General features: G+C 39.6%; 18 protein-coding genes and 1 pseudogene. 16 read left to right on the top strand and 3 right to left on the bottom strand.

Features of this window, described 5'->3' with window-relative positions; genetic code table 11:
• Positions 1 to 317: 317 nt before the first annotated feature.
• From JOD18_RS08510 to JOD18_RS08555, 10 genes are all read left to right on the top strand, one after another.
• Positions 318 to 983 (top strand): DUF1801 domain-containing protein, encoded by a 666-nt coding sequence (locus JOD18_RS08510; protein WP_204668522.1) that lies wholly within the window; start codon positions 318 to 320, stop codon positions 981 to 983.
• A 251-nt stretch (positions 984 to 1,234) separates the two neighbouring features.
• Positions 1,235 to 1,402: a hypothetical protein gene (locus JOD18_RS08515; RefSeq protein WP_204668523.1), complete on the top strand. Its 168-nt coding sequence runs from the start codon at positions 1,235 to 1,237 to the stop codon at positions 1,400 to 1,402.
• 360 nt (positions 1,403 to 1,762) lie between these two features.
• On the top strand, positions 1,763 to 2,851 hold the full coding sequence (locus JOD18_RS08520) for a branched-chain amino acid aminotransferase (RefSeq protein WP_204668524.1): 1,089 nt from the start codon (positions 1,763 to 1,765) through the stop codon (positions 2,849 to 2,851).
• 371 nt (positions 2,852 to 3,222) lie between these two features.
• Complete coding sequence (proB, locus tag JOD18_RS08525) at positions 3,223 to 4,350, top strand: glutamate 5-kinase (protein WP_204668525.1); 1,128 nt, start codon at positions 3,223 to 3,225, stop codon at positions 4,348 to 4,350.
• A complete protein-coding gene (locus tag JOD18_RS08530; RefSeq protein ID WP_204668526.1) occupies positions 4,343 to 5,587 on the top strand; it encodes a glutamate-5-semialdehyde dehydrogenase in 1,245 nt (414 codons plus the stop codon). The genes proB and JOD18_RS08530 overlap by 8 nt, the downstream gene beginning before the upstream one ends.
• A gap of 356 nt (positions 5,588 to 5,943) precedes the next feature.
• Positions 5,944 to 6,867 carry a manganese-dependent inorganic pyrophosphatase gene (locus tag JOD18_RS08535; RefSeq protein WP_204668527.1) on the top strand — a complete coding sequence of 308 codons (924 nt, stop codon included), beginning with the start codon at positions 5,944 to 5,946 and terminating at the stop codon, positions 6,865 to 6,867.
• Positions 6,868 to 6,946: 79 nt separating this feature from the next.
• A complete protein-coding gene (locus JOD18_RS08540; RefSeq protein ID WP_204668528.1) occupies positions 6,947 to 7,519 on the top strand; it encodes a hypothetical protein in 573 nt (190 codons plus the stop codon).
• Positions 7,520 to 7,536: 17 nt separating this feature from the next.
• Positions 7,537 to 8,322 (top strand): class I SAM-dependent methyltransferase, encoded by a 786-nt coding sequence (locus tag JOD18_RS08545; protein ID WP_204668529.1) that lies wholly within the window; start codon positions 7,537 to 7,539, stop codon positions 8,320 to 8,322.
• A 139-nt stretch (positions 8,323 to 8,461) separates the two neighbouring features.
• Entirely contained in the window at positions 8,462 to 8,737 is a 276-nt protein-coding gene (locus JOD18_RS08550) for a CDP-alcohol phosphatidyltransferase family protein (RefSeq protein ID WP_204668530.1), read from the top strand.
• Between the two features lie 44 nt (positions 8,738 to 8,781).
• Entirely contained in the window at positions 8,782 to 9,255 is a 474-nt protein-coding gene (locus JOD18_RS08555) for an 8-oxo-dGTP diphosphatase (protein ID WP_204668531.1), read from the top strand.
• A 17-nt stretch (positions 9,256 to 9,272) separates the two neighbouring features.
• Here the strand turns inward: JOD18_RS08555 and JOD18_RS08560 are convergent, their stop codons facing one another.
• Positions 9,273 to 10,373: a CdaR family transcriptional regulator gene (locus JOD18_RS08560; RefSeq protein WP_204668532.1), complete on the bottom strand. Its 1,101-nt coding sequence runs from the start codon at positions 10,371 to 10,373 to the stop codon at positions 9,273 to 9,275.
• A gap of 142 nt (positions 10,374 to 10,515) precedes the next feature.
• On the opposite strand from JOD18_RS08560, the gene JOD18_RS08565 reads away from it, so the two are divergent.
• The 5 genes from JOD18_RS08565 to JOD18_RS08585 all read left to right on the top strand — a co-directional run bounded on the left by JOD18_RS08565 (position 10,516) and on the right by JOD18_RS08585 (position 17,309).
• On the top strand, positions 10,516 to 11,652 hold the full coding sequence (locus tag JOD18_RS08565) for a glycerate kinase (protein ID WP_204668533.1): 1,137 nt from the start codon (positions 10,516 to 10,518) through the stop codon (positions 11,650 to 11,652).
• Positions 11,653 to 11,899: 247 nt separating this feature from the next.
• Complete coding sequence (gene larA, locus JOD18_RS08570; protein WP_204668534.1) at positions 11,900 to 13,174, top strand: nickel-dependent lactate racemase; 1,275 nt, start codon at positions 11,900 to 11,902, stop codon at positions 13,172 to 13,174.
• A gap of 171 nt (positions 13,175 to 13,345) precedes the next feature.
• Positions 13,346 to 14,605: a threonine ammonia-lyase IlvA gene (ilvA, locus tag JOD18_RS08575; RefSeq protein WP_204668535.1), complete on the top strand. Its 1,260-nt coding sequence runs from the start codon at positions 13,346 to 13,348 to the stop codon at positions 14,603 to 14,605.
• 814 nt (positions 14,606 to 15,419) lie between these two features.
• Positions 15,420 to 16,478, top strand: a complete 1,059-nt coding sequence (locus JOD18_RS08580; protein WP_338029510.1) for an AraC family transcriptional regulator — start codon at positions 15,420 to 15,422, stop codon at positions 16,476 to 16,478.
• Positions 16,479 to 16,502: 24 nt separating this feature from the next.
• Positions 16,503 to 17,309 carry a GNAT family N-acetyltransferase gene (locus JOD18_RS08585; protein ID WP_204668536.1) on the top strand — a complete coding sequence of 269 codons (807 nt, stop codon included), beginning with the start codon at positions 16,503 to 16,505 and terminating at the stop codon, positions 17,307 to 17,309.
• 30 nt (positions 17,310 to 17,339) lie between these two features.
• Here the strand turns inward: JOD18_RS08585 and JOD18_RS08590 are convergent, their stop codons facing one another.
• Complete coding sequence (locus JOD18_RS08590; protein WP_204668537.1) at positions 17,340 to 18,257, bottom strand: VOC family protein; 918 nt, start codon at positions 18,255 to 18,257, stop codon at positions 17,340 to 17,342.
• A 102-nt stretch (positions 18,258 to 18,359) separates the two neighbouring features.
• Positions 18,360 to 18,715 (bottom strand): annotated as a pseudogene (locus tag JOD18_RS08595) (VOC family protein).
• A gap of 115 nt (positions 18,716 to 18,830) precedes the next feature.
• On the opposite strand from JOD18_RS08595, the gene JOD18_RS08600 reads away from it, so the two are divergent.
• Positions 18,831 to 19,169, top strand: a complete 339-nt coding sequence (locus JOD18_RS08600; protein ID WP_204668538.1) for a hypothetical protein — start codon at positions 18,831 to 18,833, stop codon at positions 19,167 to 19,169.
• The last annotated feature ends 24 nt before the right edge of the window (positions 19,170 to 19,193 follow it).

A 19,193-nucleotide genomic window follows, 5' to 3' on the forward strand; every position in this document is an offset into this window, starting at 1 on the left:
CACGCCTTACGATAAGTCAACATCGACTCCTGCAGGAATAACTGAAGCCAGGCCAGGCGGCATAGAAATACTATGAAAGTGTCTTTTGCTTGAACAGATGTTGCAGTTGTACTCTTGAGTGAAAGCGACTTCTCAGAACGGACATCTATCTTGGCTAAAAGGTAAAGGACCAAATGCTCTTCTTGGTTTTTCTAATAAGGCGAAATGGACAGGATAGGAGGGAGATCGTATAATATAGTGAGTCACTATTATTAAATAGATACTATTGCCAGCCATTGCTTAACAGCTGGTGGTGCATGGAAAAGGTGTGATCTGTAATGACCGAAGCGAAATTAAATCCCAAGGTCGATGAATTTTTAAGTCAAACAAAAAACTGGAAAGAAGCATTCGAGCAATTCAGGGAAATCTTGCTTCAATGCGGACTAACCGAAGATTTTAAATGGAAACACCCTTGTTATACATTTGAGGGGAAGAATATAGTATTAATGCATGGTTTTAAGGATTATTGCGCCCTATTATTTCATAAAGGGGCTTTATTGAAGGATCCTCAAGGCATTCTTGTGCAGCAAACAGAGAATGTACAGTCTGCCCGTCAGATTCGGTTTACACATGTCGATCAAATCATGGAACAGAATGCGACGATAAAAGAATATGTACAAGAGGCAATAAACATAGAAAAGGCTGGTTTGAAGGTTGAAGTGAAACAACATCAAGAATACAGTGTCCCAGAAGAGCTAGATCAGGCATTTGCGGAAAGCCCTGACTTGAAAGAGGCCTTCGAAACACTGACACCGGGACGGCAAAGAGCCTATCTACTGCATTTTTCTCAGCCAAAACAATCCAAAACACGCACCGCCCGGATTGAAAAGAATCGACCACGAATCCTAATGGGCAAAGGTTTAACGGATTGTATTTGCGGCCAATCGAAGCGATATCCGATTTGTGATGGTTCACATAAGTATTTGGATCAGGAGGCAGAATAAGTAGTAATATATCAACATGGAGGTAAATTATACGCACGTAAGTTTGCTCCCTGTTTCTTCTTGCTATACTGTTAATAAAGACAGGAATGGGGGAGGTTTATGAAAAAGCGATAATTTTTATCCAATAGCCGAAAATACTCGTGACTTCAGTCGTGTAGAATCGGCTTCGGTTGAGACCTAGATTTAACTGTGTTCATGAGCCAACCTATGTGTTAACCTTACCTTTAACGACGGAAACATGGCAGGAACACTTGCTTGAAAAACGTCTGAATTTAGGGCGGAATATATACAATGCCTGCTTAGGGGAAGCCCTTTTAAAAGCGATAGCATTTGATGATGAAGAAACGATTGAAACATCTCTTGCCCTGCACAGATTGGGTTATTACAAATTTTGTAAAAAATATGGCAGCTCTTTTTAAATCTATGAGCTAATTTTTAAACTACCGTCATTATGCTCTATCGCAACATTTGCACCAGTATTTCTTTTATGGCAAAAATTCCAGGTGGCATAGTTTGAGCAGAACCTTTGCACAGAAAGTCTCGCCATCTCTACAGAAATTCACTGTGTGTTATTTTTTAAGAAGTAGCTCTGAACTTTAAGGAATCAACAAAAGTCCTCCCGCTAGTTAACTTGATTTTTTACAATCTTTTTGCAAGTATACCTAGAAACATCATTATTCTGCCATATATATCTTTTAAAGAACAAATAGTTGTCATTCATGTCCTTTTAGTAATAAAATAGATAGTATGCAGAATTTATTTGAATAAGGAGTCTTGTTATGTCAGAGAATACGATCACTTTCACCAAAAACGAAAACCCAAAAGTAAAGCCGCAATCAGATCAGCTTTCTTTTGGAAAATACTTTACCGACCACATGTTTATTCAAGACTATTCACCACAAGAGGGTTGGCACAATCCGCGTGTTGTCCCTTATCAGCCGATTGTATTAGATCCGGCCGCAATAATTTTTCATTATGGTCAAACTGTATTTGAAGGTCTGAAGGCTTATAAAACCAAATCAGGTCAAATCAAGTTATTCCGGCCAGACAAGAATATGGATCGTTTAAACCGTTCTAACGATAGAATGTGTATTCCGCCGATCGATGAGGAATTCGCTGTCGAGGCTGTTAAATATCTTGTTCAAATTGACCAAGACTGGGTACCGGATGCTCCTGGCACATCCCTTTATGTCCGGCCATTTATTATTTCAACAGAGCCATATTTAGGCGTATCACCGTCGGCTACTTACCAATTTATTGTGATTTTATCGCCAGTAGGGGCTTACTACGAATCAGGAATTAACCCGGTTAAGATCGCTGTTGAAGATCGCTATGTCCGTACGGTAAAAGGCGGGACAGGAGAGGCAAAGACTGCTGGAAACTATGCCTCTAGTCTAAAGGCGCAAGAAGTTGTAGCAAAAGAAGGCTATGAACAAGTATTATGGCTGGATGGCATAGAGAAAAAATATATTGAAGAAGTAGGTAGTATGAACGTGTTCTTTAAAGTCAATGGTGAGGTGATTACACCGGAACTTAACGGCAGTATTTTGGCAGGGGTTACGCGTGACTCTGTGATTGAACTGTTAAAACACTGGAATATCCCTGTAACAGAACGCCGTATTACCATGGAAGAACTTTATAACTATCACCAAAAAGGTGAACTGGAAGAAGCGTTTGGTTCCGGAACGGCAGCCGTAATTTCACCGATTGGCGAATTGGTATGGGAAGGTAAAAAAATGACGATTAACAATAGTGAAACAGGTGAAATTTCTAAACGGTTATATGATACATTAACCGGTATCCAATATGGTACAGAGGAAGATGTTTTTAATTGGACTACACCAATCAAAGAAACACTTGAGAAATAAACTAAGATTCGTTATAATAAGAAGCAATATATGTCAAAAGTAATGATTAGAGTCATTAGTTGATACAAAGGTAAGCAGAGAATGGAATTCATAGGCTGAGAGATTCCATGACCCTCTTGATCAATGAACCTGCTCTATGAACTGTTAAGCCCAAACTTAACCGTCACTCGGCGTTAGCGAGTTTAAGAGGGTCATCGTTTAGCGATGATCAATAGAAGGTGGTACCGCGGAAACAGCTCTTTTCGTCCTTACATGTGAGGAGGAGAAGGGCTGTTTTTGTGTAATAAAGATGGTTCCAAAAGTCCAATAAAAAATGACGCAGCGAATGTCGAAGTTGGCAATAACGGTAATTTTAAAAAGGCGTGAATGATATGGCAAAACAACGAGTAGTTGTGAAGATTGGCAGTAGTTCTCTAACGAATAAAAATGGTGGTTTGGATTTATTGCAGTTGCAGGAACACACACAGGCAATTGCAAAATTAAAGCAGCAAAATTATGAGGTGATCCTGATTTCCTCAGGAGCCGTTTCGGCAGGTTTCTTTGATTTGGGATATCCAACAAGGCCGGTCACTGTGGTGGGACGGCAGGCAGCTGCTGCCGTAGGGCAAGGATTGCTGGTTCAGGCGTACACCGACGAATTTCGCAAATTTAATATGGTTACGTCCCAGTTATTATTGACCAAAGATGTCTTTCGTAATGAGACACAATATAGCAATGTCTATTCGACATTATCAGAGCTGTTAAAACGTGATGTAATTCCGATCATCAATGAAAATGATACGATTGCGGTCGATGAATTAACGTTTGGTGATAATGATATGTTATCTGCCTTAGTAAGCGGGCTGGTACATGCCGATTTCTTGATTATTTTAACGGATATAAATGGCCTGTACGATAAGAATCCCAATACAGATCCTACAGCCAAACGTTATGATCGTTTAGAGACAATCTCAGACGATATATTGCAGCAAACGAATTCCGATTCCGGATCCAAATTTGGAACTGGTGGCATGAAATCAAAACTGATTGCCGCTAAGACGGCGCTTTCTCTTGGCGTGAAAGTGTTTGTCGGTACAGGAAAAGGGCAAGATAAATTGCTCCGCATTATGCATAATCAAGGAGATGGAACATATATCGGAGAGGGTTTGACGAACAGCTACCGTAAACAAAAACAGTGGATTGCTTTTCATTCCAAATCGGCAGGTAAACTGCATGTCGATAAAGGAGCAAGTGATGCGATATTACATCACGGAAAAAGTCTGCTGCCGGCAGGCATTAAATGGGTAGAAGGAACTTTTGTTGCTGGTGATGTGGTAGAAGTGGTATTTGAGGAAGAAGTTATTGCCAAAGGTCAAGTCAACTATTCTTCGGAAGAACTTATCAAATCTAAAGGAGAACCTAGTAAAGTAGCAATGGAACAGGCAGATCGAACTCGACCCGAGGTGATTCATCGAGATCGGTTGGTATTATCGATAAAGGAGGAATATTATTATGAGTGATTTAATCCAGAAAGCACAATTATTGAAGGGGACGACGACTGCTCTTGGTACAAGTACAACGGAAGCAAAGAATGAGGCATTGTTAATTCTTGCCGATGAGTTACGCAAACAAAAGGATTTCATTATCCAAGAGAACCAGCGTGACATTGACAATGGGCGTAATAATGGTATGAGCGAATCATTAATCGACCGCCTTGTCTTAAATGAGCAGCGTATAGATGAAATGGCAGATGCTATGCAAGAGTTGACGCAGCTGGCTGATCCAATTGGTGATGTGATGGAAGAATGGACCCGTCCAAATGGCTTACGGATTAAAAAAGTACGTGTACCAATTGGAGTAGTGGGCATGATTTATGAAGCTCGGCCAAATGTAACCATTGACGCAGCAAGTCTTTGCTTAAAAACCGGAAATGCGGTGTTGTTAAGAGGAAGTTCCTCGGCTATCCATTCGAATACGGCTTTGGTCAAAGTAATCCATGAGGCCTTGAAACAATCTGATTTACCTGATGCTGCGGTACAATTAATTGAAGATACAAGTCGTCAAACCGCGTCAGAGATGTTTAAACTAAACGACTATTTGGATGTATTAATTCCAAGAGGCGGTAAAAACTTAATTGATACTGTAGTAGCGAATTCCTCTGTGCCGGTGTTAGAAACAGGTGCAGGTAACTGTCATCTATTTATTGATCAGACAGCAGATAAAGAAATGGCTATCAAAGTAGCTGTTAATGCCAAAACACAACGTCCATCAGTCTGTAACGCAATCGAAACGATCTTAGTAGACCGTACATGGGCAGAACAGCACCTAGCTGAACTTGTGTCAGCACTGCAAGAGAAAGAAGTAGAAATTCGCGGTGATGCTTTCACACAAAGCAAAGGAAATAATATTAAGGCAGTCACAGACGAAGATTATTATGAAGAATTTAACGATTATGTTGTAGCAGTAAAGGTCGTAGATACAGTCCAAGAAGCAATCGACCATATTAACCAATATGGTACGACACACTCGGAAGCAATTATATCTGAGGACGATCAGCATGTCGTCGATTTTATGAATCAAGTAGATGCAGCAGCCGTTTATCATAACTCATCGACTAGATTTACTGATGGCTTTGAATTTGGGTTTGGAGCAGAGATTGGAATTAGTACGCAAAAATTACACGCCAGGGGACCAATGGGCTTAGAAGCACTTACCTCCAATAAATATTTACTGTTCGGTAATGGTCAAACCAAATAAAGAGGTTGTTCAAAAAGCCCAACAAAAATGACACGGCGAATTTCTGCGTTGGCTTGCTTTTCCGCTACTCACGTATTAAAAACATACGCTCCGTTGCTCAAAGGCTACGCCGCCTTGAACTTCTTGGTCCTTTTTATTGAACTTTTTGAACACGCAAATAAACGGTTTTTCTTTTCAACCATTTCCTGTATAATGGATGCTAGATTGAGAGTACTTCCTTGTAAGTTTTTCTCACAACTAAACTATGGAAGCAGATTTAATCCCTATATTAACCATTTATAGAAAACGGAGCTTCCCATGACGTTGGGCTGGGAAGGTCTTCGTTTTTCTTAATAGAGTAAAAAGGAGCATGAGACATGACGAATACATTAATTTTTGGACACAAGAATCCTGATACAGACACGATCTGTTCAGCAATTGCCTATGCCGAATTAAAGAAGGCATTAGGGGAAGAGACAGAAGCTGTGCGCTTAGGAGAAGTAAATAATGAAACTCAATACGCGTTAGATCAATTCAACCAATCAGCACCGCGCATGGTTGAGAATGTATCAGACGAAGTAGACCAGGTTATCTTGGTTGATCATAACGAACGTCAGCAAAGTGCTGATGATATTGATCGTGTACAAGTATTGGAAGTAATCGATCATCATCGTATCGCCAATTTCGAAACAAAGGATCCTGTCTATTATCGTGCAGAACCTGTTGGTTGTACAGCTACGATTCTTAATAAGCTATATAAAGAGAATGGTGTCGAAATCAAAAAAGATATCGCAGGTCTGATGCTGTCTGCGATTATTTCTGACTCCTTACTATTCAAATCTCCAACATGTACAGAACAAGATGTAGAAGCTGCCAAAGAATTAGCTGCCATTGCCGGAGTAGAGGCCGAAGAATATGGTCTTAATATGTTAAAGGCTGGTGCAGATCTAAGTGATAAGTCTGCGAAGGAATTAATTACAATGGATGCTAAAGAATTTGATATGAACGGCCACAAAGTCGAGATAGCCCAAGTCAATACAGTGGATGTGAATGATGTATTAGCACTTCGTAGTGAGATTGAGCCAGTTATCGAACAAACGGTAGCAGATAAAGGTCTTTCCTTGTTTGCCTTTATTATTACAGATATCTTAAATAATGACTCCGTTGTACTTGCAGTAGGAGATGAACTTGCTAAGGTAGAGGCGGCATTTGATGTAACCTTAGATAATCAAACAGCAGCATTGCCTGGCGTGGTATCCCGTAAGAAACAAGTAGTGCCAAACTTACAAAATGTTTTTTAATGTAAGTCATTCTTGTAAAAAAGACAGGTAAATACCTGTCTTTTTATTTAACTTTGTATAAGTAAGGGTGAATTTTTTGATGAAAAGGTTAATAGCAGGTGCTGTTTGTTTATTTCTTATTGCTTGTACGGGACAGAATGAAATTCAGCCTAGTCAATTAACCGATCGAGAACAGTGGATGGTTAGTTCGTTTGCTGATTATTTCTTTTTATTCGATTACCATCTAAAAGAAGACTATCAAGAAATTGAGCTATGGGCAGAGCAGTGGCAGAACGGAGAATTGGCGAATGAACAGCCCTATCTTTATACCACTCAAGTAGACACCAAGGGAAGCCTTCTGTTTTCTGTAACAAATGATGAAGAGGCAGATTCTGCAGAAATTACCATCGGAACGATCGAATCGGAGGGCAGCGGTACAGCAAGTTTTGTCTTAGACTTCCCTCATGACAATGTTGATTATGTGCTTTCAGAGAATACATTTCCAGAGGGTGAATGGAACGATGAGGTTGTTTTTGCCATACTAGGTTTTGATACTAGTGAAAATTTTGGGGATAGTGTAACTATTTCTTCTTTTGAAACACCTGATCAACTTCAAGATGAGTTAGCAAACTATAAAGAAGCCTTCGTGTTTAAAGGGAAATTGATCAAATAAAAGAAGGAAGTATAAAAATGATTATTACAACGACTGGGCGTACGAAAGATGCCCAAATCAAGGAAGCTTTACGTTTATCCAATACATATAATATTCCTTATATACCGAGAAAAAAGACATCTATCGCCAAGTTAAAAGAAAGACACCAAAGGGATATCCTTGTTGTTGGGGGAGAGCAGCTTTATCTTTCACCGCTCCTGCAGTCAGAAAAGGTATTTTTTCATCCTAGTTTGGCGATGATCAGGGCGAAGCGAATCGCTAAAGGTGAAAGTGATACCTTTATTGAAGTGGCTGGATTAAAACCAGGAATGTCATTGTTAGATTGCACGTTAGGTTTAGCCTCTGACAGTATGATTGCAAGTATGACGGTAGGTGACACTGGACATGTTACGGGAATCGAAGGCAGTTTTCCCTTAGCTGTTCTTTTGAAAGAGGGGCTTTCTTCATTAGATACTGGTTATTCTGTTTTGAATGAGGCGATGAGACTTGTTGAAGTAGAGTATGGAGATCATGTTGATTATCTGCAAACTCTGCCTAATAACAGCTATGATGTTGTCTATTTTGACCCTATGTTTACCGAAACAGTCGAGGAATCTGTTCATATGCAAGCGATCAAGGCGACAGTTCTAACCAATGATCTATCAGAACAAATAATAGAAGAAGCGAAAAGAGTAGCCAGTACCCGTGTAGTTTTAAAAGACCATTGGCAAAGTAAGCGTTTTGAGCAATACGGTTTTAAACAGTTAAAAAGAAGATCGGCCTTGTTCCATTATGGAATCATTGATCTGCAAACAGAAGAGTAGACGCTACTGCTGCTATAATAACCAGCTCTCCCCCAGCCTTGGATATTTTTTGGCTGAAGGCTTTTTTATGTTAAAATGAAATGAAAGGGTTTTATTTTTTTCGGCTATGGAGTGATCATAAGATGGAGCTAGAGCATGGATGGCCGTTATTATTCTAAGCCGTGAGTTTGCTGTTACTGGGCTTCGATTAATTGCTATAAAAGAAGGAATAGTCATTGCTGCAAGTAATCTAGCGAAATGGAAAACAAGAATGCAAATCATGGCTATTTCGGCATTATTGCTCCATAATTACCCTTTTATTTATATTAATCTCCCATTTGATACGATATTCTTATGGATAGCATTGATCATAACGTTGATATCTGGATGGGAATATTTTTCTAAAAACAAACAAATTTTACTGAAGAGTATGTAGATTTTTCTAAATTAATAGTAGCAACATAATAAAGGAGATAAACAATGAGTGACACAATATACCACAAGATATGGACTGTTTGCATGATTCGAAAAGGGGATCAAGTACTACTGCTTAATAGACAGCATGATGATTTTAAAGGTTATATCCCTCCAGGCGGAAAGGTAGATTTTCCAGAAAGTTTGGTGAAGAGTGCTATAAGAGAAGTCAAGGAAGAGACTGGGCTGGAAGTGACCAATTTACAGTATAAAGGCCTTTATGAATATGTCAATCCAGTGGCAGACAAGCGTTATATGATCTTTAACTATATTACTACTGAATTTACAGGTGAACTATTGGAAGACTTTCCAGAAGGCGAAGCTGTTTGGGTAAATATTGAGGACGCTTATAAGCTGCCTATGCAGCAATCAATCCGCCGCCGGTTTCCTTTGTTTTTTGAAGAGGGAACGTTTGAAATCCAAGTCACATGGAATCATCAAGAGGACAGAGCAGGAGAAGTTTCCATTCTTCGTACATAGGGGACAGGGGGCTGTTTTCAGCCTTCCCCTTCATTTTGTTGATAAATCCACAAGGCTACTTGCAGCATGAAGGCGTCTTTAAAAATTCTAGGATCATAACCGGTTTCCTTTGTTATTTTGTTAAGACGGTAGATTAAGGTATTGCGATGTAAAAATAAAGCATCAGCTGTTTTCTGGATATTGAGATTATGGTTAAAGAAGCTATTCAAAGTATGCGCCTTTGCTTGATTCATATGCTGTAATACACGATTGGCAAATCGTTCTCTAAGTGTTTGATCCAGTTGATAGAACAGAGCTCTTGCCTCTAAGTGGGCGAAAGAAACAATTTCGATGGCAGGGTTACTTAATTTTAAGGCCAGTTTACAGTCGGAGTAGGCCTGATTAAATTGCTCCAATTGATCAAAAGGTAAGCTATAAGCCAATTTGAAGTTTATTTGCAACTGTTTTAAGAGCTGTACTAACGGTTGAATTTTTACTAGTATTTCCTTTTCCTCCAGCCTGCTGATGGCAATAAACAGTCGTTGCAGCCCGCGAAAACCTGCAATTGCTGTATGACTTCCGAATATTCGTTCTATTTTTTGGATGAAATCTTGTTTCTGTATAGTAAGTTCGTCTATTTGCACGACAATGATAGTAAACGGAGGGAAATCCAGTTCCAACATACCTAATCCACGCTTGATATCCGTATATGCCGGAGGTGTCTTTAACACCTGTTCAATAATCATTTCTTTAGTACGTTGTCTCCATTCCAATTGGGAAGCAATAAATTCCTGGTTAATCATTAATTCAGTAGCCATTCTGACCAGTTCTCCAATATCACCCATTTGATTGGGGTTACCAGTAATACCGATCACGCCAATAATTTGTTCATGAAAGGTGATGGGTAAATTAATTCCAGGCTGTGCCCCGGCCCAGGCTTGATCCTGATCCGTATAAATAATGACTGTCTTGCCACTTTCTAAAACAGCTAGTGCTCCTTCATGGACTTGATGCAGTCTAGATTCGTCTCGGGTAGCGATAATCAGGCCTTCTGTATCCATAATATTAACATTTCGATTCAATCGTACAGATGTTTCTTGTACAATGGCATCAGCAATTTCCTTAGTTAAAATATTCATAATGTCCCGCCTTTGGTTAAAATAAACAAAAAAATAAGTAAATGATTCATTTTTTTATATGTTATAACCATATACATTCTAAGTCAAGCTTTGTATAATGGAACACAGACATATCGAAAACGCTTACCTAGGATGTGATAACATGAAGATTATTATAGCCCCAGACTCTTTTAAAGGAAGTTTAAGTGCGATTGATGCAGCTAATGCAATGGACAGAGGAATTAGGAAGGCATTTCCTCAGGCAGAAACGGTCTTATTGCCGGTTGCTGACGGAGGAGAGGGCACATTGGAAACACTTGTAACTGCAACGAAAGGGGAGATTAGAGAAATCCATGTGGCAGGACCTTTAGGTGAAGAGGTGCTTGCGGCATATGGCGTGTTGGGAGATCAACAAATATGTGTAATTGAAATGGCAACAGCTTCAGGGCTTACTCTGATTTCGGAAGAAGAGCTTTCTCCTTTAACCGCAACCACTTATGGAACCGGCCAGCTGATTAAACAAGCCCTCGATGATGGATTTAACTCGTTTATTATCGCATTAGGTGGATCGGCTACCAATGACGGAGGCGCAGGCATGCTGCAGGCGCTGGGCCTTAAATTGCTTGATAAGAAAGGAAAGGAAGTTGGTTATGGTGGAGGAGCATTAAATCAAATTGCTTCGATTGATATCAGTTCTTTTGATGCACGAATTAAGGATTGTATGTTCCTAATTGCATCAGATGTGGAAAATCCACTGATCGGTCCGAATGGGGCATCCCATATTTTTGGACCGCAAAAAGGGGCAACGCCAGAGATGGTTGAGCAATTAGACCACAACCTTGCCCATTTTGCCGATCAGGTGGAAAAAGCAACAGATATCCGTCTGCATGATCGTCCTGGTGCAGGAGCTGCCGGGGGCATTGGCGGGGCATTCCAGGCCTTCTTTCCTTGCGAAGTTCAAAGGGGGATTGATGTGGTGCTTGAATACAGCAGAATGGCTGCGTTTTTGTCTGATGCAAATTTGGTTATTACCGGTGAGGGAAAAGTAGACGGCCAAACCGCCTCAGGTAAAACCCCGCTGGGAGTCGCTCAATTGGCACAGAAACATGATGTACCAACGATTATTATAGCTGGGGCTGTTGGAGCGGGAGCAGAGATCCTTCATTCATATGGAGTGGTAAGCATTCATAGCCTGATAAACCAGCCAATGCCATTAGAAGAAGCGGTTGATCAGGCAGCTGTGTTATTAGAATCAAGCACTGAACAAATTGTACGTACTTACTTTCATACGACAAATTAGGAAGAAGTTCTGGTTTGAAAATTAGCAAGGAGATTATTGACGGAAAGGCATTAAAAAAAAGGGAGCTTATAGACGTAGTGCCAGGCTTGATCTTGCGATTTATTTTTGATCCATATCAATAAATGGTTAGGGCTTTCAATACTACCATTAAGCGCCAGTCAAACTAGTAATAGTGCTTTTTTATCATATATTATCATAAAGAAGGCTGAGATTAGTTTTAAAAAAATAAAGAAATGAGGTATGCAAAATGAAGACCGAACTATTATACGGAAAAGACGGCATTTCATTAGACTTACCAGATAATTCCTTTATTATTGAACCAACAAACCTGCCAAAACTGGCTGATGATAAAGAAGCGATCAGGCAGGCATTACGAGACCCAATCGGTGCTCCGCCTTTAAAGGAATCTGTCAAATCAACGGATACCGTATCGATTGTTATTAGTGATATTACTAGACCAACACCAAATCATATACTGGTTCCGTTATTAATTGAGGAGTTAGATCATGTTCCATTGGAGAATTTTGTGATCATTAATGGTACAGGGACACATCGGGATCAGACGAGAGAAGAGTTTGTCCAAATGCTTGGAGAATGGATCGTTGATAACATTCGAATCATCAATAGTCATTGTCATGATAAAGACAGCTTAGTCAACTTAGGGAAAAGTAAATTTGGCTGTGATGTCTATTTAAACAAGGAGTATGTAGAGTCAGATTTTCGAATCGTGACAGGTTTTATTGAGCCACATTTCTTTGCTGGCTTTTCTGGCGGACCAAAAGGAATCATGCCTGGAATTGCCGGAATCGAAACAATTATGACTTTCCATAACGCCAGAATGATAGGAGACCCGCTGTCAACATGGGGCAATATGGAGAATAATCCCGTACAAGATATGACTCGTGAAATTAACAGTTTTTGCAAACCAGACTTTATGTTAAATGTCACCCTGAACCGTGAGAAAGAAATTACTAATGTATTTGCCGGTGAGTTGTATGAGGCACATGATATCGGTTGTGCCTTCGCCAAGAAACATGCCATGTCGCTTTGTGAAGAACGGTTTGATGTGGTGATTACGTCTAATTCAGGTTATCCATTAGATCAAAATTTATATCAAGCGGTAAAAGGGATGAGTGCTGCACATAAAATTGTGAAAAAGGATGGAGCTATTATCATTGCTTCTGAATGTTCGGATGGGCTCCCAGACCACGGGAATTTTGCGAAAATCTTTGAAATGGCGGACAGCCCGCAAACGCTGTTGGATATGATCAATGATCCTGCTTTTAACATGTTTGATCAATGGCAAGTACAAAAACAGGCGGTTGTTCAAGTCTGGGCAGACGTCTATGTATATTCCAAGTTATCCGATCAACAGATAGAAAATGCGATGTTAAAGCCGACAAATGATATAGAACAGACACTAGCGGAGCTGAAAAAGAAATATGGTGAATCGATGACGATTGCTGTACTGCCGCTTGGCCCATTAACCATTCCGTATGTAGAGGAAAAAGTAAAAACCTAAATGCAAAAAAGGAAGCCAGTTAAGGTTTCCTTTTTTTTGCAGTATGAAAAGCAAACTTACAATGACTATGGTTTACTTTTGTGAAAAATCAATAAAAAGCTAAAAACATTTTCTATTCTAGTTGTTTATGTTAGTATAATAGTATTAAACAGAAGTAGGAAGGGTCTTATAATGAGTACAAAAGTCAATCCAATTCAAGTAAGAGATATTATCATTGCGAATCAAGTATTAAAAGATGTAGTTGTCAAAACACCATTGCAGCGCGATGCGATTTTATCTGAGAAGTATGACTGTAATGTCTTTTTAAAACGTGAGGACTTACAAGTAGTGCGCTCGTTTAAAATCCGTGGTGCTTACAATCTAATGCAAGGTTTGACACAAGAAGAATTACAAAACGGCGTAGTCTGTGCCAGTGCAGGTAATCATGCACAAGGTGTTGCTTATTCTTGTAAAGCACTTGGCGTAAAGGGTGTTATTTTTATGCCTAGCACGACGCCAAGGCAGAAGGTGAACCGCGTTGAATTCTTTGGCGGGCCATTTGTGGAAATCCGTTTAATCGGAGATACCTTTGATGATTCCTTCGATAAGGCAATGGAATACTGTGAAGAACATGGTGCTTCCTTTATTCATCCATTTAATGATACCAGAACCATTACGGGACAAGGTACCATCGGTCTGGAAATATTGGATGCAATGGAAGAACCTATTTCTCATATTTTCATGGCGATTGGTGGTGGCGGACTGATTTCAGGTGTAGGCTCTTATATTAATAGCATTAGTCCGGATACCAAGATTGTTGGGGTGGAGCCAGAAGGGGCTGCCTCGATGAACGCTGCCATGGATAAAGGGGAAGTTGTTAAATTGGATAAAATTGATAAATTCGTCGATGGAGCAAGCGTAAAACAAGTAGGAAATATCTCTTTTGATATTGCCAGAGAGTTTATCGATGACATTGCTATTGTACCGGAAGGAAAGCTGTGTACGACACTTCTGGACCTATATAATGAGAATGCCATTGTAGCGGAACCTGCTGGAGCATTGCCAGTATCAGCGCTGGATTACTATAAAGATGAAATTAAAGGGAAGAATATCGTTTGTGTCATCAGCGGCGGTAATAATGATATTGACCGCATGCAGGAATTTAAAGAACGTTCCCTTATTTATGAAGGCTTTAAGCATTACTTCATTGTGAATTTCCCGCAGCGCGCAGGTGCTTTGCGTGAGTTTATGAGTGAAGTGCTTGGAGAAGAAGACGATATTACCCGCTTTGAATATACCAAGAAAAACAATCGTGATAAAGGGCCTGTCTTGGTAGGCATTGAATTAAAACGTGCTGAGGACTATCATTTGATTTTGTCACGAATGGAGAAGAAAGGCTTCACTTATATTGAGATTAATAAAGATGAACAACTGTTCCAGTTGTTGATATAATGGTGAAAAGGAGCTTGCGAAAGCTCTTTTTTACTAGGAAAGAATAGACTATGCTTGACTCGCTAGGCCCTGAATAGATACATGAAAGCTTACCGGAAGGGATGCGCGAAAGAACGGGAAAAAGCCGAATCACAGCAAAAGGAAATCAAATGTCGTTTATTGGAGAGGCCTTCTAAGGATAATCCGTATATTTCTTATCCTTTTTTGAATGCCTTGTTTCAATCGATGAACAGACTGATTAGCAGTCCTTACCAATCCAATCGAGTCAAGGCATCATGACAACGGTCTTTCAAAATTGGAAATCCTTATATGGCATAGCAGTTTGCGTGAATATAAAAAGAACCCTGCAACATTTAAAGCACGTCTCAACATACCGTCATATTGTCGTTCTAAAGAAAAAGAAATAGTCTTTTCAAACCAGGATTGTGTCATAAAAGCAAATAAATTCTTGAAGTTTCCTCAAACAAAAGCACGTCTTAATATTGGGAAATTGGGGTATTTGGAAGGAAAGCTCAAGCAGGTTCGGGTAGTTACCTAACGAAAAACAGGGAGCGCATCAACGAAGATGTAAATGGAGCCGCAAATATCATGAGGAAAGTTTTTAAAGAGGCGTTTCATCCCAGTTTTTCCAGTATGGAGGCTTTACGAAGACCGGTATCTTTGGTTGTACAATAAAAGTAATCCCAAAATGGGATAGCGGGGTTGGGGTGGTGTTTTCAGCACACCAATGTGTCAACTCCACTGGTGGTTAATCGTCATCTTGAAAGTCAACACCCTAGAAACCTCCACTTCAAATTTCGGGAGAAGTTAAGTGGTGGGAGTATTCATACTGGAACGTACTAAGTACACTGCTTTTGATTCTAAAGTACAGCAATGGGAAAAGAGGTATGTTATGCGATCTGTTTTACTGGAGAAACTGCTACAGGAAACACCAGAGGAAGAAGCAATTTTAGCTGGGAATCAAGCCGTGAATAAGCAGATATATACCGATATGACCTCAGATTTTGTCGTGCAAAGTGACAAATTTCTCAAAGATGAGTTGATTATGATTCGTAAGCATCCTCGTTTTATTGACTTCCCTAAGCATTCTCATGACTTTATCGAGATGAATTACGTCTTTCATGGACAATTTCAGCAAAAGGTAGCAGAGCAGCCGATTCATTTGCGACAAGGGGATATATTACTGCTTAATCAATATATAGAACATGAATTAAAGGCATGCAGTCATGATGACATTGTCATTAATTTTATTATCCATCCTGCTTTTTTTGACTATATCTTATCGACTTTCTCTTCGGGATTTATTCAGAATCAGATGGTATCTTTTCTGATGAACAGTATGTTTAACTATGATCAACATGCCCAATTTCTCTATTATCCTGTCTCTGATTCCAGCCGTATTCAAGGGTTAATGGAGCAATTGCTCACAGAAATGATGAATGAAACCTTATTAGCGAAATCGAAGATTAAATTTTTAATGGGCTTATTGATCCTGGAGTTGGCGGAACAGCAGCAGTCTTATCAAGTTGCCAAACAGGCCACTGCACATGCCTTTGTAGCAGAAGTCTTTCGATATATTGAAAACAATTATAAAAATGCCAGTTTACAAAATTTAGCTGATCAATATAATCAAACAAGCTATTGGGTAAGCAAGGAAATTAAAAAGTTAACTAATCATAATTTTAAAGATCTTGTACAGGAGAAGAGGTTGTTAGTTGCTAAGAATCTCTTAATGTACAGTGATCTATCGGTTCAAGCAATTGCAGAAGAAGTAGGCTATGAGAATATCAGCTATTTTTACCGGCTGTTTAAACGCAAGTATCATCAAACACCAAAGGATTTTAAACAGCAGTTACACGGAGAACATAACTAGTCACCTAAATAAAGGAGTAAGCGTATGTATATACCTTCTATTTCTATTGATTTGGCAAACAGAATCGAAAGGGCAGAAAAAAATATTTTATCGTCGCGTCTTGATACATTAAAACAATTAACTGGCAACCCGCTCGGTATTGAAGTAGAGGAATGGGGCGGAGTGAGTTTATTTTCCTGCAAGGGCATTCCCGGCCCCAGCTTTAACAAAGTGATTGGACTAACTTCTAAAGAAGAGAAATACGTAGATGATATGATCAACTTTTATGATAAGCGAAAAATCGCCTGCCAATTAGAAATTATTCCAGAAGTTACTTCTCCATCCTTTTTGAAATGGTTACATAGTAAAGGATTTTATCAGAGTAGTTTTCGTACCGCTTTATATGGTATACCTGAAAAGTATGATAACAACTATCCCAATCTGTCTATAACAGAAATGAAAGCAGATGATTTTGCTGTATTTGGTGATATCTATGTAGATGGCTTTGGGTTACCATCCTTTCTAAGTCAAAGTATAGCAGATAATAACAAGGTACTGCATAAAGTACCTGACTGGCACTTTTATCTGGCTAAAGAAGGGGATAAGCCATTAGGGCTGGGTGTATATTACAAACAAGACAAAACAGCTATATTAGCAGCTGCAGCCACAAGGCAGCAAGACCGAGGAAAAGGAAGTCACAGCGCTTTAATCAGCAGACGGATCACACAGGCTTTTCTAGATGATTGTGATTTAGTGGTTGGTCAAGCTGCGTTTGCCAGTACAAGTATGCAAAATATGCAAAGAAAAGGTATGCAAATCGCCTATACAAAAGCGATTTGGACGAGAGCATAAAGAACCCCGCTATTTAGCGGGGCAATTCCTTTACTGATTCTCATGGGCAGCCTTGATGGCAGTGATATCCAGTTTTTTCATTTGTAACACAGCTTGATTAACTCGATTAATCTGCTCCGGTGTTCCGGTTGTCATCAGCTCATCCATTATACGAGGGACGATTTGCCAGGAAACGCCATACTTATCCTTTAACCAGCCGCATTGTTCAGCTGCGGGCACAGCAGAAAGCTTATCCCAATAATGATCGATTTCCTCTTGAGTATCACAGTACACCATCAAAGAAACAGCTTCATTAAAAGAAAAGTGATGTTCTTGGGCGCTATCCATCGCTACAAACCATTGATGACAAAGCATAAAATCAGCGAACATGATTGTCCCTTCTTGATCTGGCTCCATTCCGGCAGGGTAACGGGCAATTACACCTTCTTTAGCCCCTTCAAAGATGGATAAATATAACTGTATCGCTTCTTCTGCCTTTCCGCACTGATCACCGACAAATGTCATGGAAGGAATAATGACAGGCCGCTCCTCGCCCTCGGGATTAGTTAAGATTAGCTGCCAAGTCAAACCATATTTATCTTGAATCCAGCCATAGCGATCACTAAATGGATAGCTATCCAGCGGCATTAATACTGTGCCGCCTTCTGATAATCGCTCCCAAACCTGGTCAATTTTTTCACGGGCATCCTTGTCACGTGAAAGGTCGAAGTTGACCATAAATGAAATAGAAGGATTAAATGTAAAATGCGGCCCGGCACTGATTGCCATAAAGGAATGACCCCATAGTTCAAAGGAAACCAAATTTGCATCGCCGTTAGGTGTTTCGTTAAGTGTTGTCCGATTTGTTAGCTGTGAGTTAGGGAAGATAGAGGTGTAAAAGGCGGCAGCTTCACTTGCTTCTGTGTCATACCACAGATGATAGACAATGTTTTGTTTTGTGTTTGACATAGTTATTCCTCCTTGTATAAGATCAGTATTTCATAATTTAAAAAGATCATTTACTTATGTTATATCATAGAAAATCAAGGGAGAGAGATGGCGTATCAATGACTATAACCATTTTAAGAACTCTAAGCGATTACCAAACGGTCATCCACAAAAAAACGTTGTGCTCCTTCCAATAGTTCATCTTCTTTTACCGCGACCTCGTGTTCTGTTAACCTTTCCTTTAATAAGTTTATATTCTCTACTGTAAATGCTGGATGTGCCTTGATAGCCGGGGTGAAATTCTCTTGTATGCCGATGTGCAGCTGTTGCGGACCACATTGGAACCAAACCCCGCCGCGTTTTTTTAAGTTGGCTGGTTTTTCTACTTCCTGCATACCTAAAATATTTCCGAAAAATGCTTTTGGCTCACTGCCGGGAGGTGCTGCTAATTGCACATGGTCAATCCCTGTCAACATCATTCGTCCCTCATTTCTATTAGAGTTAATTTCAATATACCGTAATCGATTATGTTTGTAAATTGAGGATACATGTTACAATGAGAATAGATTATCTATCCATCTGAGGGGGAATAAGATGAAGAAAAACAATTTTATATTTTTTATTTCCTTTTTATTTTCAATTGCCCTTTTTATCAGCATGATTCAATACGGTCAAAACGGTAAGGTCTATTTTGCCATGTTGTCTGGTATAGGTTTGCTTTTGTTTGTGGCATTTCTGATCGGATATCAGCAAGAGAGAAAGCAAGTGATTATACTGGGAATGGCATGTTATGGACTACATATTGTCTATTCCATTTTTACATTGATTTGGTTTGGAATACATGGGGAATTAGATCTTTTCACTATTCTTTCATCCATCGTTTATATCGTAATTGGCTCAGTTGTCCTTTTCTTATTTAAAAAAGGATTGTGAAACAGGGAAAAACAAGACGTCTCT

Origin of the sequence: Gracilibacillus alcaliphilus (genome assembly GCF_016909015.1) — a bacterium.
GTDB lineage: Bacteria > Bacillota > Bacilli > Bacillales > Amphibacillaceae > Gracilibacillus > Gracilibacillus alcaliphilus.